Here is a 24,042-nt window from a genome sequence, read left to right as displayed (position 1 = left end):
CCTTCCTCGATCACGGTCAATAGCGTGGGCGCCATCGGTCAACGCCCAGGACCGCAGAGAGACGAGTGAGTCGCCGAGATCAGCCGGTGGCCTCTGAACGCGAGACCGGAGGATATTCGTGTCGGATATTGCAATTGTGGGTATCGGCTGTCGATTCGCGGGCGGAATCGACTCGCCCGAGACATTCTGGGACTTCGTGGTCGACAAGCGCGACGGCGTGGTCGAGATGCCGGCGGATCGATGGGACTACCGCAGGTACTACGACCCCGAACCCCGCACCCCGGGCCGCAGCTACACCAAGCGCGGCGCCTTCATGACCGTCGACCCGTGGCAGTTCGACCCCGACTTCTTCGGAATCTCCCCACGCGAGGCGACGGTGCTGGACCCGCAGCAACGCCTGATGCTCGAGGTCACGTGGGAGGCGCTCGACGACGCCGGGATGGCGGGCAGCGCGGCCGGTTCCTCGGTCGGGGTGTACGTCGGTGGATTCGTGGTCGACCAGTCCGTGATCGGCGTGGTCGGGCCGGCCCTGTTCCACACCGATATGCACACTCCCGCGAGCGCGTCCTATACGATGCTGTCGAATCGAATCGCCTACGCGCTCAATCTGGTCGGGCCCGCGCTCACCGTCGACACCGCCTGCTCGTCGTCGCTGGTCGCCTTCCATCTGGCCTGCCAGGCGCTGGACAACGACGACTGCCGGGTGGCCCTGGCCGGCGGCGTGAACGTGATGCTGCAGCCGGAAACCTTCGTGCTGATGTGCAAGGGCGGATTCCTCGCCGCCGACGGCCGCTGCAAATCCTTCGACGCCTCGGCCGACGGATACGGTCGCGGCGAGGGCGCCGGCATGGTGGTGCTGAAGAAGCTCGACGACGCGGTGCGCGACGGCGACCGCATCTACGCGGTGGTCAAGGCCACCGGCTCGAATCAGGACGGGCGCACCACCGCGATCACGGTGCCGAACGTGGATTCCCAGGAGGCGCTGGCCCGCACCGTGTGCGAACGCTCGGGTCTGGCGCCGCAGTCGATCACCTACCTCGAGGCGCACGGCACCGGAACCCTCGTCGGCGACCCGGTCGAATTGCGCGCGCTGGGAAAGGTTTTCGGCGCTCCCGCCGGACGCACCGAGTCGGTCGGCGTCGGGTCGGTGAAGGCGACGATCGGCCACACCGAGGCCGCCGCCGGTGTCGCCAGCGTGATCAAGGCCGCGCTCGCCATCACACACCGCACCCTGCCGCCGCAGGGCTGGCTGGACAAGCAGAATCCCGACATCCCGTTCGAGGAACTGGGGCTGCACGTGCAGACCGAGGCGCAACCGCTGCCCGCCGACGCCGGTCCGATGTCGGTGGCGGTCAACGGTTTCGGCTACGGCGGAACCAACGCGCACGCGATTCTTCAGGAGTACGTCGGTCCCGCACCGGTGTCCGCCGGACCGCACCGGCATCTCGGCATTCTGCCCATCTCGGCTCGCAGCACCGCCGCGGCCCGCGCGCTGGCCGGGCGATTCGCCGACCTGATCACCGCGGGAGCCGACCCCGACCACCTCGCCGAGGCGGCGTGGACACGTATGGCGCACCACCCGTTCCGCACCGGCGTGCTGGTCGGTGACTCCACCGAGGATCTGGTGCGGGAGCTGCGCGGGTACGCCGCCGGAGAAGGGCGCGACGCCTCGCGCACCATCGTGTCGCGCGCGGCCGAACCGGTCTTCGTATTCTCCGGGATGGGCCCGCAACACTGGCGGATGGGACGGGAACTGCTCGCGGCCGGTGGCGTGTTCGCCGAGACGGCGGCCGAGATCGACGCCGAGTTCCGGGCCCTGGCGGGCTGGTCGATCGTCGACGAGCTGCGCAAGCCGGAGGACGAATCCCGCGTCACCCGCACCGAAGTCGCGCAACCGGCCAACTTCCTCGTCCAGGTCGGCCTGGTGCGCGAGCTGGAGCAGTACGGCGTCACCCCGGCCGCCATCGTGGGGCACAGCGTGGGGGAGGTGTCGGCGGCGTATGTGAGCGGCATGCTGTCGCTGCGCGATGCCGTGCGGGTGGCCTACCATCGCGCCCGCCTGCAGGCGACCACCGCCGGCACCGGCGGCATGCTCGCGGTGGGTCTGCCGAAGGACAAGGCCCTCGGACTGATCGGCGACGATCCGGGCATCGACATCGCGGCGGTCAACAGTCCCAGCGCCGTCACGCTCTCCGGAGATGCCGAACGCCTGGACATGCTGGCCGAAAAGCTCACCGAGGACGGCGTTTTCGCGCGCCGGCTGCGGGTGGAGGTGCCGTACCACAGCCGGCTGATGGAGCCGATCGAAGCCGAATTGCGTTCGGCGCTGGCCGATCTGGAGCCCCGGACCCCGACCGTACCGCTGTATTCGACCGTGACGGGTATGCGGGTCTCCGAGGCCGACTGGGACGCGTCCTACTGGTGGTCGAATGTGCGGCAGCCGGTCCGGTTCTTCGACGCCGTCGGCGCCCTGATCGGCGCGGGCCACCGGATCTATCTCGAGGTCGGCCCGCATCCGGTGCTGTCGGGCAACATTCGCGAAGCCCTGCTCGGCGCCGATGTGCAGGGGACGACGGTGGCGACGCTGGATCGCGAGCAAGCGGACTCCGACAGCCTGCGCCGCACCCTGATCGGCCTGCACGCCGCGGGCGTCCTCGACCGCGATCTGCTGTTCCCGCCCGATCGCCCGGCCACCCCGCACCTGCCGTTGCCGCGCTACCCGTGGCAGCGCACCCGGCTGCACTCGGCGCTGCCGCTGTTCGAGCAGGCCCGGCTCGGCACCCCCGGCTCCTACGCCATGCTCGGCGATCCCGACGTCGAAGGCCGGCCGGAATGGCTGCTGCAGGTCGGCACCGAGTTGCTGCCGTGGCTGTCGGATCACGTGGTCAACGGCATCAAGATCATGCCCGGGGCCGCGTATCTGGACGCGGCGCTGAGCGCCACCAAGTCGCGGATCGGCTCGGAACAGGTTGCGCTGGAAGGGGTCCGGTTCGTCGCACCCCTGATCATGGGCGCCCCGGACGTACCGCTGGTCGCGCTGAGTATCGAGGAGGCCAGCGGCCGGTTCCTGATCCGATCGCGCAGTGCCACCGGTACCGCGTGGACGGTGCACGCCTCCGGACGCACCCTCACCGGCAGCCACGAGCAGACCACGGTCGACGTTCCGGAGATCGAGGTCGGTATCGACGTCGACCCGGCGATGTTCTACACGGGCCTGGCCGCGGCCGGACTGCAGTACGGGCCGTCGTTCCGGCGGGTCACCTCGGTGCGCGTCGGCCGCGATGTGGTGGTCGCGACCGTCGACGGCACGATCGCCGCGGACTCCGGTCATCTGGCGCATCCGGCGGTCGTGGACGCCGCCATGCAGTGCGCGGCCATGCTGTTCGCCGACGAACGCATCGACGAGGGCGTGATGGTTCCGGTCGGCGTGGGTGCGGTGCGCTTGCTCGCGGCGCTGCCGGAGACGGTGACGGTGGTGGCCCGGCGCGATCCGAACGCGCGGCTGCGCGCCGATGTGGATCTGCTCGACGCCGACCACAAATTGGTGGTCCGGCTGTCCGGCCTGCAGATCGGCGCGCTGCGGCCCGGCGACGATCCGCTGCACCGGATGGCCGACTTCTACTACACCGAGACCTTCGAGGAACGCGACCCGATCGACCCGGCCGCACTCGCCGAGGCCGGTCCGGTGAGTACCGTGGTCGTCCGGCTCGGCGAGAGCGCACGGGCCGACCAGCTGGCCGCGCTCGCGGATTCCCGTCTGCACGTGGTGGATTCGACCGGTCCGGAACTGGAGTCCGGGCTCGTCGAGCAGTTGCGCGCGGCCCGCGGCGAACCGGCTCGGCGGTTGCACATCTGTGTGGTCGCCGGTGCGGTCGCCGACGACGTGGCCGAGTTGTGGACGCTCAAGCGCATCGCGGTGGCGATCGCCGAATTCGTCGAACCGCCGAGCGAGAACGGCGCTCCGCAAACGATTTTCGGCGACGGCCTCGTGCACTGCACGCTGGTCACCGAATCCGCGTTCGCCCTGCCCGGCAGTTCCGCCGTTCCCGACACCGGCCACGCCGCGCTGGCCGGCGCGCGGCGCGTCCTGCTCAACGAGCAGACCGCACTGCGATGGCGGCTCGTCGACACCGAACCCGCCACCCCGATCGCCGATCTGGTGGCGGAGCTGGCGGTGCCCGGCGCGTTCTCCCTCGACAACAGCGACGAGGTGCTGCTGCGCGACGGCAAACGCTGGGCGACGGTGATCACCAAACCGTTGCCCGAACGCCTGGAAGCCCTGGAAACCTCGGCCCCGCTGACCGATCCGGAAGCCAACTTCGAACTCGACATGCCGCGCACCCGGCTGCTGTCGGCACTCGCGTGGCGGGAATGCCCGCGCGTGGAACCGGGCCCCGGTGAGATCGAGATCCGCATGCAGGTCATCGGATTGAACTACAAGGATCCGTTGAAGGTGATCGGGCTGCTCGGTGAACGTGAGCTCGCACCGACGTATTTCGGCACCGTACCCGGCATGGAAGGCGTCGGCACGGTGGTCCGGGTCGGGCCCGGCGTCGAGGGCGTCGAGGTGGGGGATCTGGTCGGTGTGGCCGCCAAGGGCATGATGCGCCGCTTCGCGGTCGTGGACCGGCAACTCGCGGTCGTCCTGCCCGACGGCACCGATCCGGGGCACTGCACCAGCATCATCGCCTTCGGCACCGCCGAATACGCCCTGCTGGATCTGGCCCGGCTGGAGCCGGGGGAGACGGTGCTGGTGCACGGTGCGGCCGGTGGTGTCGGCACCGCCGCGATCCAGGTCGCCAAGGCCCGCGGCGCCACCATCATCGGCACCGCCAGCACCCCGGAGCGGCGCGCGCACGTGCTGGCGATGGGGGCGGACTACGCGGTGAATTCGCGCTCGCTGAACTTCGTCGACGAGGTCGCCGCGATCACCGGCGGCACGGGCGCCGATGTGATCGTCAGCAGCGCACCCGGTGAAATCCTGCGCCAGAACTTCAATGCCGCAGCGGAATTCGGGCGCATCGTCGAAGTCGGCAAGGCCGACATCTACACCGGCGGTCTGCTGGAACTGGCCAATTTCGACAAGAATCTGTCGTACTTCTCGATGGACCTGGACCGTCTGGTCAAGGTGAAGCCGCAACGGCTCGCGGCTCTGTTGCAGCGGGTGTTCGAGAAGGTCACCGAGGGCACCTACCGCCCCCTGCCGTATGACATGTTCGACACCGCCGAGGTGAGCAAGGCGTTCGAGGAGACGCTGCGCTCGTCGCGGCCGGCCCGGATCGCGCTGCGCATGGACGCGCCGGAACCGCCGGTGCGCCCGTACCTGCCCGACGTCCACATCAGCGACACCGCAACGTATCTGATCACCGGCGGTTTCGGTGGCTTCGGCCTTGCCATCGGCCGCTGGCTGACCTTGCGTGGTGCGCGTCGGCTGGTACTGGCCGGGCGGCGGGGTGCCACCACCGAGGAGGCGCGCCGTCAGCTCGAGGCGTGGCGCGCGATCGGGATCGAGATCGTCGAGGAACTGCTCGACGTGACCGACGCCGAGTCGGTGACCGCTGCCATCGCGCGCGTCCACAGTGCCGGCCATCCGCTGCGCGGCGTGTTCCACGCCGCGGGTGCGGTCGCGGACAACAACCTCGCCAAGATGGAACTCGGCCAGCTCGAACAGGTCTATCTGCCGAAGGTGCTGGGCGCGCAGATCGTGCACCGGGCGGTCGCCGATGCGGGCATCGACCTCGACATGTTCGTGCTGTGCTCGTCGGGCGGGTCGATGTACGGCATCTACGGCCAATACAGTTACTGCGCGGCCAATGTCGCGGTCGAATCGCTGGCGCTACGCTGGGCGCAGGCGGGAGAGCGGGCGTTGTGCGTCGGCTGGGGTCACCTGTCCGGGGCCGGCGGCATGGCGGCGAACGAGACCTCCGAGAAGTATCTCGACCTGGTCGGATTCGGTCCCATCGATATGGGCGACGCGACCGCCTACCTGGAACAGTGCCTGCGCCTGGGAGCCTCGCGCGTGGCCGTCATCCCGACCGACTGGGCCAAGCTCACCGGTACCTTCCCGCAGCTGGCCCGCACCGGTCGCACCGCAGCACTGGCCCGGGCCTCGGCGAAGGACACCTCCGAGCTGGCCCGGTTGCGTGAGGAGCTGGCCGCGATGGAGGAGTCCAAGCGCGGTCCGCATATCGCCCGCCTGATGGCCGGCGAACTGGCCGTGGTCATGGGCGTGGACGTCGACACCATCGATATGACGATTCCGGTGCCGGAGCTCGGCCTGGATTCGCTGATGGCGGTCGAACTCGGCGCCCGCGTGACCAAGACGCTCGGCATCGACCTGATGTCGTTGCAGATGGGCCGCTCGTTCAGCCTGGAGCAGGCCGGGCCGAAGGTGGCCGAGCTGATCCTGGCGCACGAACCCGGTGGGGCGCAACCGGATCCGGCGACGCTGGCCGCGGCGGTGGACGGGGCCGTCCCGAACGGAGCGCGGCCCGCGGCCGAGTCGAACGGGCACGACGCGCCGGCCGGTGCGGTCGCGGAGATGGCGGGGGTCAGCTGATGGCCCACCGTGTCGGTGCCCTCCGGTGGAAGTGAGTGGTGTAACCGTGGTCGACTTCGGACTCATCGACGAATGGTCGCCGCCGCCGGGGCGGATGGTCACCTGGGTCGCGTCACCGGAAGCGGTGGCGCGGGCCAGGACCGCCCCGGTGCATCCGGCGCCCCCGTCGCTGCAACAGGAACAGTATCTGCGCCAGGCGGATCGGCACGCCGCCGCCGATTTCCGTTTCTCCGGACTGTGCCTGGCCACCGCGCAGATTCCGACCGGTGGCCTGGACCGGGAGGCGATGACGCGGATCGTCAACACCTTCCTGTTGCGGCACGACACCTTCCGGACGTGGTTCGACATCGGCGCCGACGGCACCGTGCGGCGGCATCTGGTGCCCGAGGACGTGGTGGATTTCATTCCGATCGACTACGGGTGGATAGACGATCCGGCCGCGATCCGTCAGCACGTCGAGAAGACCACTCCCGATCCGTTCCAGTGGGATTGCTTCACCTTCGGGGCCATCGAACACGGTGACGCGACCACGGTCTACCTCGCCGTCGACCACCTGCACACCGACGGTCTCGGGCAGTACCTGTCCGCCTCCGATTTCGCGCAGCTGTATCTGGCCGAACTGAGCGGCGAGGCCGAACCGCTGCCACCGGCGGCGAGCTATCTGGACTACTGCGTCACCGAACGGGCCTACAGCGATATGCTGACGCTGTCCTCGCCGGGCGTGCAGAAGTGGTTACAGTTGTTGCGCGGCAACGACAATCGGCTGCCCTCGTTCCCGCTGGACCTCGGCAAGCGCTCCGACGGCTACAACCGCAGCGCCCACCGCACGGTCACTCTGCTGGACGAACAGCAGGCGCTGGCCTTCGAAGAGATCTGCCGGGCCAACGACGCGGAATTCGTGGGCGGGGTCTTCGCGGCCGCGGCCCTGGCCGAACGTGATCTCACCGATTCCGATTACTACTTCGGGATGACTCCGGTGAGCACGAGAACCTCGGCGGCGGAGGGCAATTCGGTCGGCTGGTACGTGACGCTGGTGCCGGTGGCCTTTCCGCTCGGCCCCGGCACCCCCGTCACCCGTACGCTGACACTGGCCCAGCGCGCCTACGAGAACGGGCTCCGCCTGGCGCCCACCTCGTTCCACCGGGTGCTCGAACTGCTGCCCGCGGACTCGGAGATCAAGGCCGAACCCGGCTGGGTCACACCGATGATCTCGTTCATCGACGCCCGCGACTTCCTGGGCCACGAATTCTTCGACGAGGTCACCGCCGGCGTCTACGCCAACCGTGCCGCGTCGGAAGAGGCGCTGATCTGGGTCAACCGGCTGCCGTCCGGGACCACGCTGAGCGTCATCTACCCCGACACCGCGGTCGCCCACGACTCGGTGGAGCGCTATATCGCGGCGATGCGCTCGGTTTTCGCGTCGATCATCGATCGTGGCGCGGAAACGAACTGAACGACAGGAGGTTTCGTGGTTCCAGCAGGTACGGTGCCCACTCTCTTTCGCGACCCCGGCATACCCGACGGCGAAAAGTGCCGGTACACCGTCGAAACCGACGGGCGCGGTTCAAGTTTCGAGCTGACCAGCGTCGTCACCCACGAGAACGGCGGCTACCGGACGCTGCTCGAGGCATCCAGCGGCGACGGCGAACTGGAACTGACCGTCGATCAGCGGTTCGGCCGGATCGGCGGATTCCTGCGCGCCGAGGACTACCGCGCCGAAACCCGCTCCCGCGGCGCGGTCGTCTCCCGGGAGGAGGCGCATTTCATCGACACCGTCCACCTGCCGATCGGCGGCGCGCCCACACCGTTCCCCACCGACCTCATGCCGGTCGTCGGCGGCCTGACCCTGTTGCGCGGCCTCGACCTCACCGAGGGCTCGGTGCAGTCGATCGATACCTGGCTGGCGTTCTCGGTGCATTGGCCTCTGGTCGCGCGTGTGGACAAGCGCACGGTCCTGGCTGTCGGCGCAGGCGCGATCGAATGCCGCCAGGTGCGCCTGCGGCCCGGCTTCGGACAGGTGAACATGTTGCTGGACAAGATGATCGGCGGATTGCTGCCACCGTTCGTGGCCCATATCGAAGTGGAACCACCACATCGCTTGGTGCGCTTGAGTTTTCCGACCGAACTGGCGTTGTCCGCGCCGCGCAGTGTGATCGAGCTGGCCGGATGACGGGTGCGACCGGCAGCGAACACGCTGTGCGCGGTGATGGGGCAGTAGGCGAGGGAGACGTGGTCGTCGGTGGGGCGTCCCCCTCCGAATCGGCGGCATGGCTGGCCTTCGCCGGCTGCCTGATCGCGGTGTTCATGCAGATGATCGATGTGACGATCGTGAACACGGCCCTGCCGAGAATGACCTCCGATCTCGGCGCCTCTCGTTCGGCGGAGTTGCTGGTGATCTCGGGCTATTCACTGGCCTTCGCCTGCACGCTGCTCAGCGCCGCCCGCCTCGGCGCTGTGGTCGGTCGCCGCGCCATGTTCCTCACCTCGGTGGTGGCCTTCACCGCCGCGTCGGTGTGGTGCGGAGTGGCCACCGGTGCGACGGAATTGGTCGTGGCGCGGGTCGTCCAGGGCGCCGCGGGGGCGGGCATGGCAGCGCAGACCATCGCCATTCTCATCGCCAGCTTCCCCCGCGAACGCCACTCCCTGGTCTTCGCCATGTACGGCGGCGTAGCCGGTTTCGCGGGCATGCTCGGCCCCATCCTCGGCGGCGCCCTGCTCACCCTCGACATCGGTGGCTGGGGCTGGCGCACGGTCTTTTTGATCAACCTTCCCATCGGCGTGGTCGCCTTCGCCCTCGCCTGGCGCTACCTGCGCATAGGCCGCCCGGCAGCGCCCGACCGGCTGGACCTCGGCGGCGCAGCCCTGTCCGGAGTCGGACTGCTCCTGGTCGTCTACGCCCTCGCCCTGGTCCAGCAACACGGCTGGCAAGCCCAGCCGATCGCCCTCGGCCTGGGCGGCGTGGTGGTGTGCGCCTTCTTCGTGGCCCACCAGTTCAGGCGGTCGTCCCGCGGAGCCGGCCCGTTGATGCGGCTGGACCTGTTCTCCGACAAGGGTTTCCGGATCGGGTCGATCCTGGTCTGCGTCTTCTTCGGCCTGTTCACCGCCTTCGTGTTCGCCGCCTCCATCACCATGCAGGACGTCCTCGGCTACACGCCCTGGCACACCGCGATCGTCATGACGCTGTTCGCTCTGGGCGCCGGCGCGGGCGCCATCGGCTCGCTGTTCCTGGTACGTCAGTGGGGGATTCTGGTCCTGGCCGCAGGCGTCACCCTCTACGGCGGCTGCATGGGCGGCGGCGCCCTCTACCTCCACCTGACCAGCGGCGTAGCCAACCCCCTCATCGCGGCTCCCGCCGTCTTCGCAGCCGGTTTCGGGGTCGGCATCTTCGCAGTCCAGATCCAGCCGATCATGCTGTCCGGCCTGAACGCCGACCACATGTCCGAGACGTCGGGCGTGGTCCCGACCATCGAACAAATCGGCAACGCACTGGGTTTGGCGATCCTGACCACGCTGTTCTTCCGCGCGCACACCCTCGACGGGTCGATCACCATGATGCTGGCATTGGCTGTGGTGTCGTTCGGTTTGGGTGCGCTGACACTGGCGATGCCGCGAGGACAGAACATGAACTGAAATTCCTGGCACGCGTGTCAGCTGCCATCCGGTATCCGTCGACACATCGGGTTGTCGGCTCCAGCTCGCCCTACGGAACTTGCGTGCGGTGAGCCGGGGGGCGCGGTGCCGCTGTTACACCGCGCGTTGTGCGGATGATGTTCCGTCGGTGTCGCGTGGCGCCGTTGTCCTGGTTTGCCGCCAGGGTAGGAGCGCCGAGCTGGCGAGCACCGCTGCGGTCGCGCAGCCGATCGCCACCCGTGGGCCGGTCGCGCCTGCTATGAGACCGCCCAGAGCGATGAACGCGGGCTGGACACTCTTCGCACTGATCGACCATGCGGTGCGGACGCGGCTCATGTGATCGTCGGCGGTGCAGTTCATTCGGTAGGTGGCGAAGACCGGGTTGAATACTCCGGCGCCGAGCAACAGGAGAGTTTCGGCGGTCAGGATGACGAGCAGGCCCAGTGCGCTGGGGCCTGCGATCAGCAGTAACCCCATCCAGCACGTACGCATCGTGCCGGAGCCGAGGAGGACTGCGCGTTGACCGAATCGCGCGACAAGCCGTGGGCTGCACAAGGATCCGAGAAGTCCACCGAGACAGGGCAGTCCCAGGGCGAGTCCGTACTGCCACGGTGCGAAGTGCAGTTCGCGCAGCATGAGCAGGGCGAGCAAGGGGGTAGTGAGGGTGACTGCTCCGCCGAAGAGCATGCCGTTCCAGAACAGCCGGCGCAGGAGGGGGTGACCGAAGATGTAAGTCCATCCGCTGCGGATCTCGCGGCGCCACTCGTGGCCGGTGGGGGCTTGCGCTGGTATCGGTTCGATGGTTGCGATGCGACGGATTCTCAACGCGGACAATAGATAACTGACCGCGTCGAGTGCCACGGTGATCGTCGCGCCGAACACCGTGATGAGAACGCCGCCGATCGGAGCGCCGATGCTGGATGCGGTCCAGAAGCTGGATTCGAACCGGCTGTTGGCGCGCACGCGGTGCGGCTCGGCGACGATGGATTTGAGATACGCCCCACTGGCGGCGTTGAACACCATGTCGCACAGGGTGTGCAGCGTGAGTACGACGCACAGTTGCCCGTAGGTCAGTGCGTCGGCGCATGCGGCGAGCGGAACGCTGGCGAGGGCCGCGAACGAGACGAGGTCGGCGTGCATCATCACGGGTCGTTTGCGATGGAATTCGATGAACCAGCCCATCGGCAATGCGATTGCCGCACTGGCAAATCCGGCGATCGACGCCATCAGCGAGACCTGCAGAGCGGAGGCATGCACGACGAGGATGGCGACCAATGGGAGAGCGCCCGCGCCCAAGGCGCTGCCCATCTCGCTGACGGTCGAGGCCTGCCACAGGCGATAGAAGTCGGGTGAGAGCCGATCGGTTTCGGCAGCGCCACATGTCACCGGGCGGACTCCGATCACTCGGTGGTGGAGCCCATTGTGCCGGTCCACATCCGGTGATCGAGGCGTCGATGCGGTGTGATTGGTGGCCTCGTTGTAGCCGGAGTTCCGGCGAGTAACTCTCACCTGAGTTTCGGCCTCCGGTTGATCGTCCGGGCCGCAGTCGTGATTCGCCGGGCACGGACTGTCGACGGCTCCTTCTCGAACACGGCATCGGCGGAATACCGCACGCGGCGGTTCCGGCGGCGAGACTGCCGTAGCAGTGGCCGGCGCTGGGTCCACACCGCTCGAGGACACGAGATGGTGGGCCGCCGCAGATCCCCCGGTGTCTGCCGGTCCGGGGGTATCTTTCGGAAGTCGGTGCGGTGTCGATCGCTGCCGACGCGCGCCCCTGTGTGCCGGATTTGCCGGGACTGTTCCATTTCTGCACGACCTTCGGTTCGAGTACAACTCTGACAGGGCGGGTGTGTTGTCGTGAAATGTCTGCGGAGCGTCGCGGTGACGCTGGCGATGGGTTGCGCCCTGACGCTGGGGCAGGCCGCCGCGGTCGCCGACCCGCCGTCGGCGGACCCTGGACCGGCCACTGCCGGTCCGACAGATCCGCCGGCATCCGGTCCCGCTGCGCCGTCGACCACTGACCGGGCGGCGCCGCCTGCCTCCGGCCCGGCTGCGCCGCCCGCGTCCACCTCTCCTGCGCCGTCGGCCGCTGATCCGGGTGCCGCACCGTCGTTCGAGCCGAAACCTCCGGCAGCACACCAGGATCCGGGTCCGTCGGCGTTCCAGAAATGGCTGGACGACACCATTCCCGCGCCGTCGTCGGTGCTGCCGGGGCTCGGTTCCGCCGCCTCTGCTCCCGGGGGCTGGTCGGACCCGCAGGCGCTGTGGAACGCGATTCAGTCCAGTCCGACCGGGGATCCGTTCTTCGACGAGGCCCCGCCGGATCTCGCGCGGTACGCACCCGGTGACGTCATCGCATCGCGTGACGTCAGCTGGCCGGGAGTGCCGATGGTCTTCCTGACGGTTCTCACGCCGGTGCAGCGGGCGATACAGGTGAAATTCCGGACCACGAACTCCTCGGGTGCGCCGTCCTTCGGGACCGCGACGCTGCTGTTGCCCTTCGGCCGATGGACCGGGCCGGGAAGCCGGCCGGTGCTGTTGAACGCCCCACCGATCAACGCGCTCAACCGACGCTGCACCCCGGGCTACGTGTTCTCCCACGGATTCGACCTCACGACCGGCGGTACCGGCAACGATTTCGTCCCCTCACCGACGATGTGGGCCGCGAGCCGCAACTACGCCGTGGTGATCCCGGATCACGAGGGACCGTTGATGGCGTACGCCGAGCCGACCGTGGCCGGCCACATCATGCTCGACACCGTGCGGGCGGTACGCCACCTGATGCCGGACGAGTTCGGCGCGAGCCGTTTCGCGATGACCGGTTATTCCGGCGGTGCCATCGCCAGCTACGCCGCCGCGATGCTCGCGCGCGAATACGCCCCGGAACTGGCCCCCAACCTGGCCGGTGCCGCGATGGGCGGCCTGCCCGTCGACTACGAATCCTTCGCGAAGACCTTCGACGGCACCTACGCCTCGGGGCTGATGCTGACCGTGACACTCGCGCTGGCCCGCGAACATCCGGAAATCCTGAGCCGCATGAATCATCTGGCGCAATGGGCGGCCATTTCCCCGCTCAAAGACGTGTGCAGTTCGACCATGGCCGACATCGGAGTCTTCGTGCCCTATGCGGCCGTGGCCAATATGGCCGACCCGCTCCACACCGAGTTCGCCGACATGATGTTCCGGCGGTTGAGTCTGAAGGGCAAGAAGGCCGGCATGCCGATCTACGTCTACAACGGTGTGCACGATCCCTGGATGCCGGTCGCGAAGGCCGAGGCGTTCTATGCCGAACAGTGTGCTCTGGGAGTCCCGGCCACGAAGAGCATCGTGGGCGGGGAACATATTCTCGGCTACTTCGACGGCTTCCTCGGGTCGACGCAGTGGCTGGGCGAGCGGTTGTCGGGTGTCCCGGCGCCGAACGCCTGCGAAGTGGCGCCCCGCCCCGATGCGGCAGCACAGGAGAACACCTCGGGCGCTGCGCCCAGCGACCCTCCCCGCGGCGAGAAGCCCTCAGCAGCACCCGCACGACGAGTGCCGAGTCCCTCCGCCCATCCAAGGCGGCATCGCTGACCTCTGTGCGGCCCGGGTTGCCTAGGGATCTGATCGGGCAAACCTCGCCGGCTTTTGCGGTGTCCCGCCCTTTCCGCGGAGGTTTGCGCGAAGAAGTTCAGCGAACGACGACCGAATCCGCGTGCATGATCCACATCACTCCTTGTCACAGCCGCGGGGGAAGCGGCGTCTTATGCCCGACCCCCTCAGCACACGGAGGAAAGACGATGAACAACAACGAAGTCGTGGTGATCGGTGGCGGATACGCCGGTGTGATGGCAGCCAACCGCCTGATGCAGCGAGACGACGTGCGGGTGACCGTGATCAACCCGCGCCAGGTCTTCGTCCCGAGGCTGCGGTTGCACCAGCTGGTGGGCGCGACCCACGAGGCGGTCGTCGATTACCGAGACGTCCTTGCCGAGAAGGTGCGGCTGGTCGTCGACAGCGTGACGAGCATCGACCCGATCGAGCGCACCGTGCAACTGGCCGACGGCGGCAGCATCGGATACGACTATCTGATCTACGCCGTGGGGAGCGGCACCCCCGCGCCGCAGGTGCCGGGCGCGGAATTCGCCTATCCCGTAGCGACTTTGGAAGCGGCGCAGCGGCTCCGATCGGCCCTCTTCGATACGCCCTCGTCGGCCCCGGTGACGGTGATCGGGGGCGGGCCGACCGGGATCGAGACCGCCGCCGAACTGGCCGAGCAGGGACGCATGGTCACCCTGGTCTGCGGCAGCGTTCTCGGACCGTATCTGCACCCGAAGGCGCGTCGCACGGCCCACAAGTACCTCGCGAAGCTCGGAGTGACGGTCATCGAAGGACCCGATGCGACCGTCACCGCGATCGGGCGAGAGGCTGTGGAACTCGGCGACGGCCGTACCCCGGCAAGTGCCGTGACGATCTGGGCGGCGGGCTTCGGAGTGCCCGACCTGGCCGCTCGCAGCGGATTGAGCGTCGATGCTGCCGGACGTCTGCTCACCGACGAGACACTGACCAGCGTCGACGACGAACGCATCGTCGCGGCGGGTGATTCGTCGGCACCCTCGGATCTGCCGTTCCGCATGAGCGCCTACACGGCGTACTGCCTGGGAGCGCATGCCGCCGATACGGTGCTGCACCGCATCGCGGGTGAACAGCCCACGCCCATCGATCTCGCGTTCCCCGCGATGTGCCTGAGCTTCGGCCGGAACGCCGGAATCTACCAGCTCGGCCACAAGAACGAGACCGCCATGCGGCTGTACTTCGGCGGGTTCGCGGGTAAGAAGCTCAAGGAATTCGCGTGCGAGGCAGGGATCAAGCACCTGGCGACCGAGGCCCGCAAACCCGGCTCGCACCACTGGTTCTCCGACGGCAAGCACCGGCCTGCGCAGCTGCAGGCCCGCCGCGCCGCGGTCCCGGTTGCCTAGGGGACGGGACAGCAGCTCGACTGCCCGCGATCGCGCGCCCGGCGGTTGACTCGAACCCGCAGTGCCGCACTGGAACACGCAGGTTTGTCGCGACTCGAATTGCGTTCGGGCTGAGCACAAGTCTGGGCCTGAGCCGAGGCATCCGGTTACATCGAGACATGGCAACACAGGCACCGTCGCCCACCGACGCGGACACTTTCACCACCGAGTGGCAGGAATGGCATCGGCGGCAGGAGGCGCAGCTGTCCGACCGGCACGGGTTCCTCGCCATCACGAGCCTGCACTGGCTCACCGAGACCCCGCAGCGCTTCGACGATGCGCCCGGCGCCTGGTCGACCGGAGCCGACGGCGTGGTGGTCGTGCTCGACGAGGGCGAGGAGCTGGTCGTCGACGGCGCGCCGGTGCACGGCCGCCACGGGTTCGGCGTCCTGCCCGAACGCGGTGGTGTGAACGCGGTGTGGGGCGACGCGGTGATCGAGGTCGCCAAGCGAGGTGGCCACGACATCGTGCGCCCACGGCACCCGGACAACCCGCTGCGCACCGCCTTTCGCGGCACCCCGGCATTCGTACCGGACCCCGAGTGGGTGGTGAGCGGACGCTACGTGGCCTTCGACGAACCGCGTCCGACGACGGTCGGTGCCGCCGTGGAAGGGCTCGAGCACGTCTACGACGCGCCGGGGCAGATCGAATTCGAGATCGACGGTAAGTCGTTGCGCCTGACCGCTTTTCCCGGCAGGAACCCCGGTGACCTGTCGGTGTTGTTCACCGACGCGACCTCCGGAGTGACCACCTACGCGGCGAATCGAGTCCTGCAGGTGCCTGCGCCGGACGCCGACGCAACGGTGGTGCTCGACTTCAACCGTGCGGTGAATCTGCCGTGCGCGTACACCGATCTGGCGACCTGCCCGCTGCCCCCGGCGGAGAACCGGCTGCCGATCGCGATCGAGGCCGGGGAGAAGATCCCCTACGAGCGCCGAGGATGAGCTCTCCGCAGATACGTTCGCTGGCGTTTCTGACCCCCGGCAACTACCTCGACGACGATCCGTACACCGGTCTCGAGGACACGCTGCAACTGTTCGGATACGGCGAGCGCCTCGGATTCGACGGCGCATGGGTCCGGCAGCGTCATCTCGAGCACGGGGTCGGTTCGGCGGCAGTCTTTTTGGCCGCTGCCGCCCAGCGCACCAGCCGGGTCGAGTTGGGCGCGGCGGTGATTCCGATCGGTTACGAGAGCCCGTTCCGGCTGGCCGAGGACTTGTCGCTGGCCGATGTGTTGTCCCGGGGCCGCTTGCAGCCGGGGTTCAGCGCGGGGACACCGCCGCATGCCGAGCTGATCGGCGATCTGGTCTTCGATGGTGACTGGCGCAGCTTCGATCTGTCCTACGGCCGGGTGGCCCGGCTGATCGAGAATTTGCGCGGCCACTACCTCGGCGATGCCGACACCGTCATCCACTCGCCGGGCAATACTCAGCGCCCGCGGCTGCAGCCGCACAGCCCCGGTCTGGCCGATCGAGTTTGGTACGGCGGTGGCAGCACTCGCTCGGTGCGCTGGGCGGCGGAGAACGGACTGAATCTGCTGAGCGGAAATATCGTATTCGGCGATCGCAGTGACGATTTCACGACCGCGCAGCTGGGGTTGATCGGCGACTACCGCGAGCGGATCGATCCGGCGCGATCGGCGCGCGTCGCGATCGGCCGGGTGATCGTCCCGTTCGACAGCGCCGACCGCGCGACCCGGGAGCGGTACCGGGCCTACGCCGCGAGCCGACACGAACGCACGCTCGGCCCACAGGGCGAGCGGCGGGTGTTGTTCGCCCCGGATGTCGTCGGGACCGCCGAGCAGATCCTCGAACAGCTGCGTGCCGACCCGGTTCTCGCGCAGACCAGCGAATTACGGCTGGAACTGCCCTACGAGTTCCATCGCGCGGACTACGAACAGATCCTGCACGACACGGTGGAGCTGATCGCCCCGCAGCTGGGGTGGAAACCCGCGCTCGACTAGGGACTGCGCCCGGCCGTGGGGCCGAGCGGCAACGCCGGGTGTACCGAACACTCTGGCACCTCGCGTCTTCGGCCACGACCACCTTCATCCCAACGCCGTCGGCTACCGAGCCATGGCCGACGCGGTCGACCTCACATCGTTCAGCGGCGTATGGCGATGACCATCCCTGCATGCGTATGCCGACGGCGGGCTGTCGAGTCGCCGGGAAGATGCCCGCGAGCGCACCGTTTCGGCGGCGCCGTGGATTGGGTGCGTCGCAACGATCGGGCCGAGAGTTTGAACCTGTGCTCCCGGGTATCCCCACCACGGCTCGACACTGGTGTCGGCGGGTGCGTGTGGAGTGCAATCGCGTCCGCTGACCCGCGAGAGGTCCGTACACCGGCGTTCCAACGATGCGGTATCACCGTTCGTACGACAAGCCAGGAGGACGAGATCGATGATGACCGGCCGGAACTACCGAAGCTCAGCTCTTTTCGTCACCGCCCTGGCAGCCATGGGGCTGGCCGCTGTATCGACGGCCGCTCCAGCGCTCGCCGCCAACACCATCGACATCAAAGGGGTGGGACCGGCGAATGTCGCGGTCGACTACACCTGTGATGCCAACTCCGGCGCGTCCGCCGTCAAGGTCATGGTGGGCGAGCCCCAAGCCGACGCACCGTCCGCGATGGGCACGCAGCCGCAGGTCACGTGCGACGGGCAGGCGCAGAGCACCGTCGTCGTGCTGACCGGGCCCGACGGATCACCCGCGCAGTTGCAGCAAGGCCAGACGGTGCAGGTCCGGGTGGCATTGGTGGATCCGCAGGACACCGTTGTCTCCGGAAAGGCCAATGTCTTCAAGCTGGGGTAGTGCCGGCGCGTGCGCGCCATCGCCGGCGTGTGGCCGCGGCGCGAGCGATCCAGCCGGCCACGATCCCGAGGTAGACACCCGTGAGCCCCCAGTGCAGCACCGCGGACGATATCCACACGGCGGGCAGGGTGACGCAGACGACCGAGAACACGGACGCGGACATCACCGCTTTCGTGTTCCCGGCGGCGCGCAACTGGGCGGCGTACACCATGCCGATCGACATGATCGGCGCCAGTACCGGCAACGACCACACCACCCCGCGACCGGTCGCGCTCACCGCGGCGTCGCCGGTGACGAGGCGAAACAACATCGGCGACAGTGCGGCGAGCAGCAACGCGACCGCACCCGAGGCGCCGACCATCAGCACCGCGCCGGCCCGCACGACGGCGCGGCGCCCGCGATCGTCCCCGGCGCCCAGGGACTGGCCCGCCAAAACCGCTGTCGCCACACCGATTCCGAACACGAGCATCCACACCATCGACACCGCCAGGCTCATCACCCGGTGCGCGGCCAGGCTCACCGTCCCCGCTTCGGCCACCACTGCCGCAATCACGGCGTCGCTCCCGTAGCTGATCACTCCGAATACGACATCCGGCACGGCGAGCGCGGTCACCGCGTGCCAGACCGTGCGATCCGCCCGGGCCCGGACGGCCTCGAGCCCGGTGGCCCGGCGAACGCGTGGAATGAGAGCGACTGCGCCCGCCGCGACGGCGACGGTGGAACCGATCGCGGAACCCGCCGGTCCCCAGCCCGCGCCGAAGATCAGGATCGACGACAGCACCACATTCAGCACGGCCACCGCCACCGCGACCCGGGCACCGCTCCTCGTATCACCGATTCCGGCGAGCACACCCCGCACATGAGCCGTGACCGCTGTGAACGGCAACCCGCACAACAGAATCCACAACATGACCGTCGCCGCCCGGCGATCCAGGCCCGCCGGGGTGGTCACCGCCACGATTACCGGCGCGGCCGCCGCCGCGGTTATCGCCACTGTCACGCCGACCGCGGCGGCGCCGGAAAGCCCGGTCGACGCCAAGACCCGGATCCCATCGGTGTCACCGGCGCCGTGCCGGCGGGCGACGAGGATCTGTGCCGCCGATCCCCACGGCACCACCACCGCGGTACAGAGAATCCATATCGGCAGCACCGACGCGGCGACGGCGAGCGCTTCGATCGAATGGTGACCCAGCAGCGCGGTATCGCTCACGCCCAGCACCAGCGTCGTCGCGGAAGTCAGAACCACGGGCCCCGCGAGTTCGGCCACCTCACCGAGTCGCGCAACCCGCGCGTACCGCCCCATGGAGCGACTCTAATAGCTTTTGCGCACAGCGCATTCCGGCGGCGCGCCAAATCAGTCTGCGGGACCTGGGCGCGCCGACGACAATCTGATCGGCGACTGGGCGCGACTCAACCCGGAGAGGTCCGCACGCCGAGCTGTACGACTTGAATCAGGTGTAAGGACCGTGTCAGCGCGACGTCAGTCCGGTGACAGCGGCGTGGAAGACAGTGTTTCCATGAACAGCGGAGCACTTGCCACCTTCGGAGCGCGGAATGCCGTGTGGGACACGCCCTTCACCGGGCGTTCCGATCCGCCCCTCGGTGCCGGGCTTCCGCAGACGGTGCGCTCGCGGTGGCTCGATCGCGGATGGCAGTATCTGCGAAGTGATCACGCCGTCGCCCAGTTGATCCGCTTCGCCCTGGTCGGTGGCGCCGCCAATATCGCCTACGCCCTGCTGTTCCTGGGCATGAGCGGACTCGGCCCGCTGGTCGCGAATATCGCCGGCTCACTGGTCAGTACAGCGATCGCGAACGACATGCACCGTCGGCTCACCTTCCGAGCGGCCGGCCGCGTCGGCTGGTTCACCGCGCAGTGGGAGGGCGGCGGCCTGGCGCTCATCGGGGTGGTGATCAGCACGGCAGCACTCGCCGGACTCCGGTTCTGGGCACCCGGCCTCGGCGACCTGGCACAGGCGAGCGCCGTCCTCGCCGTCACGGGCGCGGTCGGCGGTATGCGGTTCCTGGCACTGCGTGGCTTCGTCTTCTCCGGAGGGGGTATCATCGACCGCGATGATGACTCATTTCGACACAGGATTGGGGGTCTCGTTCGCGCCAGGTGAGTGCTGATGCACCCTGTGACCGCGAACGGGAACGATTCCCGAATTCCCTTCTGGCTGCGGATACGCGAGTTCGCCGTACCGCCCTCCATGATCGAGACCGCGACGACCCGGCGTCGTGCCGGGGACTGGGCCGGAGCATGTGCCGCGGCCGGCGTCGATGTCGATGTGGATCCACACGCACTGGCACGTACCCACGGCAGCGAACTCGCCGCCCGAGTGCTGGGCGATCTGCGGCATCTCGCGCCGGATCTGCTGCGCTGGCATATGCCGAGGGTCGCCTCCGATGGCTTGTTACGGCCCGGCCTCACGACGACGCTGGCTCGGTACCCCACTGGAGAGCACGGAAAACGATGTCCCAGAGCACGTTTCGTGCATCTCGTCGTCCGCACCGCCCCGGCCTGGGCGGACTCCGGGCAACGCATCAGCTTGGCGATGTGGGACGAATCCTGCCCGGGCGGGGGTATCGGCTCGCATCCGCATCCTCGCCCCAACCGCCGTTTCCGATTCGACCTGCACCGTCACCTCTGGGATGCGCGCCGAGCCGGTGAACTCGGAATACGTTGCGGGACAGGCCGAACAGCCGGCACCGGCCAAACGGAGCGCGGGGTCGCGGAGCTCGCCCCGCCGGGGAGTGCTGTCGATCGGTGGGCAGCCGAGGCGGAGTTGCTGCTGTGCGCCGACGGATATCGGCGCGGACCACTGCTGGTGCGATTCGGCGCGCGACATCGGGTGATCCTCGAGTATCAAGGGGATCCTCCCGCGCTGCGGCTCACGAAGGAATACCCGCGTGGCGCCGTGCCCGCGCTCCCGGTCCTGCCGTATGCGGCGACCTGGGTCCTTCCCGATCTGGCACTGTTGCGTGCCGGTGCGATCACGGCCGATCGTCTTCATCCGCTGGTCGCTTCGGCGCTTGTACCGGAGTTCTCCCCGGCGGCCACATCATTCGCCGCGGAGCGGCACGGTGGTCCGCACCTGGTGCTGTGCCGGGGAGAGCAGCACCGCATCGCACTGGTGGACGGTGAGCTGACCGCGCTCGATCACAGCCCGGCCGAGATCCGGCGAGAGGAACTGCTCGTCGCACTGTCCGGCACACCGCTGCCCTGCCTGCAAGCGATCGACCGGGCGCACCGCCGGCCGGATTGCCTTGCCGGCGTCCGGGAGCGGTTGCGTCACGGAGATATCGCCGGTGCTTTGGCGGTCGTCGAGAACCTGCTCGGCCCCGAGGCACGGTTGCGTGCGGGTGCGTTGCGAGACGAACTGGAGGCGGCTGCACAGCGGGAGAGCACGTACCGGCAATTCCGCACCCCGCTGTCCGATCCCGCTGAGCCGCCTCTGCCGGCGAAACGGCGCACGCCCTCCTACCGCACCCATCCGCGGCACGCGATGTCGCGCTGACCGCACAGGTGCCCAATACTTTTGACCCCGAAGGTGATTCATCCATGACCACACCTGTTTCCACCACGGCACGGGTCGGCGCCGCCCGCCTCGACGCCGCCGCTGAACTGTTGACCCTGGTGAACGAGGCGACCACCGAGCCGCGCTCCGACATCCAACTGGAGGCGCTGACCTTAGCCGTGGCCGCCGATCTTCCGGTGCTCCTATGGGGCGAACCCGGAATCGGGAAGACCGCGGCCCTGACACAGCTCTCCGAAACCTTGGACCTGCCGCTGACCACCGTGATCGCGAGTGTGCACGAGCCGTCCGACTTCTCGGGCCTGCCTGTCGTCGGCGAGGATCCCGCGGCACACGGTGTGCCGCTCGCTCCGCCGGATTGGGCGGTACGGCTCGTGCGCGCCGGTCGGGGGTTGCTCTTCCTGGACGAGCTGTCGACCGCACCTCCCGCGGTGCAAGCGGCGCTGCTGCGGCTCGTCCTGGAACGCCGGATCGGCGCGCTGCGGCTGCCGGCCGGTGTCCGCATCGTCGCTGCCGCCAACCCGCGCTCCTCGGCGGCGGACGGCTGGGAATTGAGCCCGCCGCTGGCCAACCGATTCGTCCATCTCACCTGGACTCACGACCCCGATGTGGTCGTGCGCGGACTGGGCGGAGTCTGGCCCCGCGCGAGTCTGCCCACGCTGGACCCCGAAAAGTTCCCGGAGGCAGTCGCTTTCGCGCGGCGCGCGGTGTGCGGGCTGCTCGCGGCCCGGCCCGCGCTGGTGCATCGGATGCCCAGCGGTGAGGCACGCCGGGGCGGCGCCTGGCCGTCGCCGCGCAGCTGGGACATGACACTGCGACTGATCGCCTTCGCGACCGCGGCCGGCGTCGGCCGGGATGTGGTTTCGCTGCTGGTCCGTGGGACCGTCGGTGACGGCCCCGGCTTCGAACTGCTGACCAGCATCGACCGGATGGACCTTCCCGACCCCGAGCAACTACTCGCCGATCCGGGTGCCGCCCGCCTGCCGGAACGCGGCGACCTGCGCCAAGCGGTGCTCGACGCCGTGGTGGCGGCGGTCCGGCGGCAACCGGAGAAGTCGCGCTGGGACGCGGCCTGGGCGCTGCTGGCGAAGGCCGTCGAGACCGGAGCACCGGATCTGGTGGTCGTTCCCGCCACCACTCTTGCCGCACTGCGTCGCGACCAGTGGGAGATACCGGCATCGATCGAGCAACTCGCCGGAATGGTGTCGGTGTCCCGACAGGCGGATCGCGCCGCGGAACGCGTTGCCGCGCAGGCCGGACGATGACGGCCGGGGCCACGGTCGTGGATTTCGACAAGCTCTGCGCCGCCCGCCTGCTGGCCGCGCGGGCCCGCCCCTATCTGGCCACCGCCCTGTACGCGCTGCACCTCGTCGAGTCGCGCGAGGTGCCGACGATGGGTGTGGACCGGTATTGGCGGTGTTACGTATCGCCGGTGTTCGTCGACCGCACCACGGTGGAGGAACTGGCTTCGATTCTGGTACACGAGGTTTCGCATCTGCTGCGTGACCATCACGGGCGCAGTGACCGATTCGCTCGCGAGCACGAGCTGACCGGTCCTGCGGAACGACTGCGCATGAATATCGCCGCGGACGCCGAGATCAACGACGACGCGTTCGGTGACGGATTGGTTCAGCCCGAAGGCGCTGTCGTACCGGCAAGTCTGGGACTGCGCAGCGGTGAACTGATGGAGGACTATCTGTGTCAATTCCGCTTGGGGTGCCACACACAGGATATGGCCTGGCTGGATTGCGGCAGCGGTGCCGACGGACGGGACCGCGCATGGGAGTACGGGCCGGACGGTGCGAACGGCCTCAGCGATCAGGAACGCGACGCGGTCCGGTTCCGCGTGGCGCAGGGCATCGACGGTCGCCCGGGTAACGCGCCCCGAGGATGGCGGCGCTGGGCGGAGGAGGCATTGCATCCGCCGCAGCCGTGGCGCGACCTGCTGCGCGGGGCCATCCACTCCGCGGTCTCGGCGTCCGGCGCCGGCGACGACTACACCTATGGCCGGCCGGCTCGGCGATCAACCGCAGTGCCCGGCGTGGTGCTACCGAGTCTGCGGCACACCCCGCCGCGGGTCAGTGTGGTCATCGACACCTCGGGGTCGGTCAGCGACGCGGAACTGGGCAGCGCCCTGCTGGAAACGCTGGCGATCTTGCGTGCCGTGGGCGGTCGACGCGATCTCGTCAGGGTCCTGTCGTGCGACGCCGCGGCTCGGATCGCGCAGCCCCTGTGCCGCGCGGACGGTATCGAGCTGGTCGGTGGCGGGGGCACGGATCTGCGCGCGGGGTTCGCCGAAGCGCTACGCGGGCAAGCCCGTCCGGACGTGATCGTGGTCCTGACCGACGGTCACACGCCGTGGCCGGCGGCCCGGCCCGCGTGCCGGACGGTCCTGGGCTTGCTGGGGCGGGAGCGGCCGTGGAACGAAGCCGATCCGGATTACGTTCCGGCACGGCCGCCCGACTGGGCACGAGTCGTTCGGATCGGGTGACAATTCGCCCGTGAATGGTGCCGCC

At 68.7% G+C, this 24,042-nt stretch carries 15 protein-coding genes; 13 read left to right on the top strand and 2 right to left on the bottom strand.

Annotated elements, in window-relative coordinates; genetic code table 11:
• Positions 1-118: 118 nt before the first annotated feature.
• Genes NA3_RS13575 through NA3_RS13560 form a run of 4 tightly spaced genes read left to right on the top strand, consistent with a single transcriptional unit; the run spans position 119 to position 10,189 of the window.
• Positions 119-6,559 carry a type I polyketide synthase gene (locus tag NA3_RS13575; protein ID WP_084491517.1) on the top strand — a complete coding sequence of 2,147 codons (6,441 nt, stop codon included), beginning with the start codon at positions 119-121 and terminating at the stop codon, positions 6,557-6,559.
• 46 nt (positions 6,560-6,605) lie between these two features.
• Positions 6,606-8,012: a condensation domain-containing protein gene (locus tag NA3_RS13570; RefSeq protein ID WP_062963933.1), complete on the top strand. Its 1,407-nt coding sequence runs from the start codon at positions 6,606-6,608 to the stop codon at positions 8,010-8,012.
• 15 nt (positions 8,013-8,027) lie between these two features.
• A complete protein-coding gene (locus tag NA3_RS13565) occupies positions 8,028-8,729 on the top strand; it encodes a hypothetical protein (RefSeq protein WP_227995097.1) in 702 nt (233 codons plus the stop codon).
• On the top strand, positions 8,726-10,189 hold the full coding sequence (locus NA3_RS13560) for an MFS transporter (RefSeq protein ID WP_084491516.1): 1,464 nt from the start codon (positions 8,726-8,728) through the stop codon (positions 10,187-10,189). The genes NA3_RS13565 and NA3_RS13560 overlap by 4 nt, the downstream gene beginning before the upstream one ends.
• A gap of 114 nt (positions 10,190-10,303) precedes the next feature.
• On the opposite strand, the gene NA3_RS13555 is transcribed toward NA3_RS13560, so the two are convergent.
• On the bottom strand, positions 10,304-11,575 hold the full coding sequence (locus NA3_RS13555) for an MFS transporter (RefSeq protein WP_227995099.1): 1,272 nt from the start codon (positions 11,573-11,575) through the stop codon (positions 10,304-10,306).
• A gap of 471 nt (positions 11,576-12,046) precedes the next feature.
• On the opposite strand from NA3_RS13555, the gene NA3_RS13550 reads away from it, so the two are divergent.
• The 5 genes from NA3_RS13550 (at position 12,047) to NA3_RS13530 (ending at position 17,993) form a co-directional block, all read left to right on the top strand.
• Positions 12,047-13,759, top strand: coding sequence for a lipase family protein (locus NA3_RS13550; RefSeq protein WP_062963931.1), 1,713 nt, complete (start codon positions 12,047-12,049; stop codon positions 13,757-13,759).
• 206 nt (positions 13,760-13,965) lie between these two features.
• Positions 13,966-15,144: an NAD(P)/FAD-dependent oxidoreductase gene (locus NA3_RS13545; RefSeq protein WP_062963930.1), complete on the top strand. Its 1,179-nt coding sequence runs from the start codon at positions 13,966-13,968 to the stop codon at positions 15,142-15,144.
• 158 nt (positions 15,145-15,302) lie between these two features.
• Entirely contained in the window at positions 15,303-16,127 is an 825-nt protein-coding gene (locus tag NA3_RS13540) for a DUF1684 domain-containing protein (protein ID WP_062963929.1), read from the top strand.
• On the top strand, positions 16,124-17,146 hold the full coding sequence (locus tag NA3_RS13535; protein WP_062963928.1) for an LLM class flavin-dependent oxidoreductase: 1,023 nt from the start codon (positions 16,124-16,126) through the stop codon (positions 17,144-17,146). Before NA3_RS13540 ends, NA3_RS13535 begins: the two co-directional genes overlap by 4 nt.
• Before the next feature lie 436 nt (positions 17,147-17,582).
• Positions 17,583-17,993: a hypothetical protein gene (locus NA3_RS13530; RefSeq protein ID WP_128145333.1), complete on the top strand. Its 411-nt coding sequence runs from the start codon at positions 17,583-17,585 to the stop codon at positions 17,991-17,993.
• On the opposite strand, the gene NA3_RS13525 is transcribed toward NA3_RS13530, so the two are convergent.
• A complete protein-coding gene (locus NA3_RS13525; protein ID WP_084491515.1) occupies positions 17,980-19,296 on the bottom strand; it encodes an MATE family efflux transporter in 1,317 nt (438 codons plus the stop codon). The two genes, NA3_RS13530 and NA3_RS13525, sit on opposite strands and share 14 nt — an antisense overlap.
• A 214-nt stretch (positions 19,297-19,510) precedes the next feature.
• Between NA3_RS13525 and NA3_RS13520 the strand changes: the two genes are divergently transcribed.
• Genes NA3_RS13520 through NA3_RS13505 form a run of 4 tightly spaced genes read left to right on the top strand, consistent with a single transcriptional unit; the run spans position 19,511 to position 24,017 of the window.
• A complete protein-coding gene (locus tag NA3_RS13520; RefSeq protein ID WP_128145332.1) occupies positions 19,511-20,113 on the top strand; it encodes a GtrA family protein in 603 nt (200 codons plus the stop codon).
• A gap of 6 nt (positions 20,114-20,119) precedes the next feature.
• Positions 20,120-21,508, top strand: a complete 1,389-nt coding sequence (locus NA3_RS13515) for a hypothetical protein (RefSeq protein WP_062964043.1) — start codon at positions 20,120-20,122, stop codon at positions 21,506-21,508.
• Positions 21,509-21,552: 44 nt separating this feature from the next.
• A complete protein-coding gene (locus NA3_RS13510) occupies positions 21,553-22,791 on the top strand; it encodes an AAA family ATPase (RefSeq protein WP_062963925.1) in 1,239 nt (412 codons plus the stop codon).
• Complete coding sequence (locus NA3_RS13505) at positions 22,788-24,017, top strand: vWA domain-containing protein (protein WP_062963924.1); 1,230 nt, start codon at positions 22,788-22,790, stop codon at positions 24,015-24,017. The genes NA3_RS13510 and NA3_RS13505 overlap by 4 nt, the downstream gene beginning before the upstream one ends.
• Positions 24,018-24,042 lie beyond the last annotated feature (25 nt).

This window comes from Nocardia africana NBRC 100379, from assembly GCF_001612635.1.
Classification (GTDB): Bacteria; Actinomycetota; Actinomycetes; order Mycobacteriales; family Mycobacteriaceae; genus Nocardia; species Nocardia africana.
This window is presented reverse-complemented; position numbering and strand designations above follow the sequence as displayed.

Coding starts and splice junctions, on each gene's coding strand:
- NA3_RS13560 (WP_084491516.1), top strand. CDS start 8,726: ATGACGGGTGCGACCGGCAGCGAACACGCTGTGCGCGGTGATGGGGCA.
- NA3_RS13545 (WP_062963930.1), top strand. CDS start 13,966: ATGAACAACAACGAAGTCGTGGTGATCGGTGGCGGATACGCCGGTGTG.
- NA3_RS13540 (WP_062963929.1), top strand. CDS start 15,303: ATGGCAACACAGGCACCGTCGCCCACCGACGCGGACACTTTCACCACC.
- NA3_RS13535 (WP_062963928.1), top strand. CDS start 16,124: ATGAGCTCTCCGCAGATACGTTCGCTGGCGTTTCTGACCCCCGGCAAC.
- NA3_RS13530 (WP_128145333.1), top strand. CDS start 17,583: ATGATGACCGGCCGGAACTACCGAAGCTCAGCTCTTTTCGTCACCGCC.
- NA3_RS13525 (WP_084491515.1), bottom strand. CDS start 19,296: ATGGGGCGGTACGCGCGGGTTGCGCGACTCGGTGAGGTGGCCGAACTC.
- NA3_RS13520 (WP_128145332.1), top strand. CDS start 19,511: ATGAACAGCGGAGCACTTGCCACCTTCGGAGCGCGGAATGCCGTGTGG.
- NA3_RS13515 (WP_062964043.1), top strand. CDS start 20,120: ATGCACCCTGTGACCGCGAACGGGAACGATTCCCGAATTCCCTTCTGG.
- NA3_RS13510 (WP_062963925.1), top strand. CDS start 21,553: ATGACCACACCTGTTTCCACCACGGCACGGGTCGGCGCCGCCCGCCTC.
- NA3_RS13505 (WP_062963924.1), top strand. CDS start 22,788: ATGACGGCCGGGGCCACGGTCGTGGATTTCGACAAGCTCTGCGCCGCC.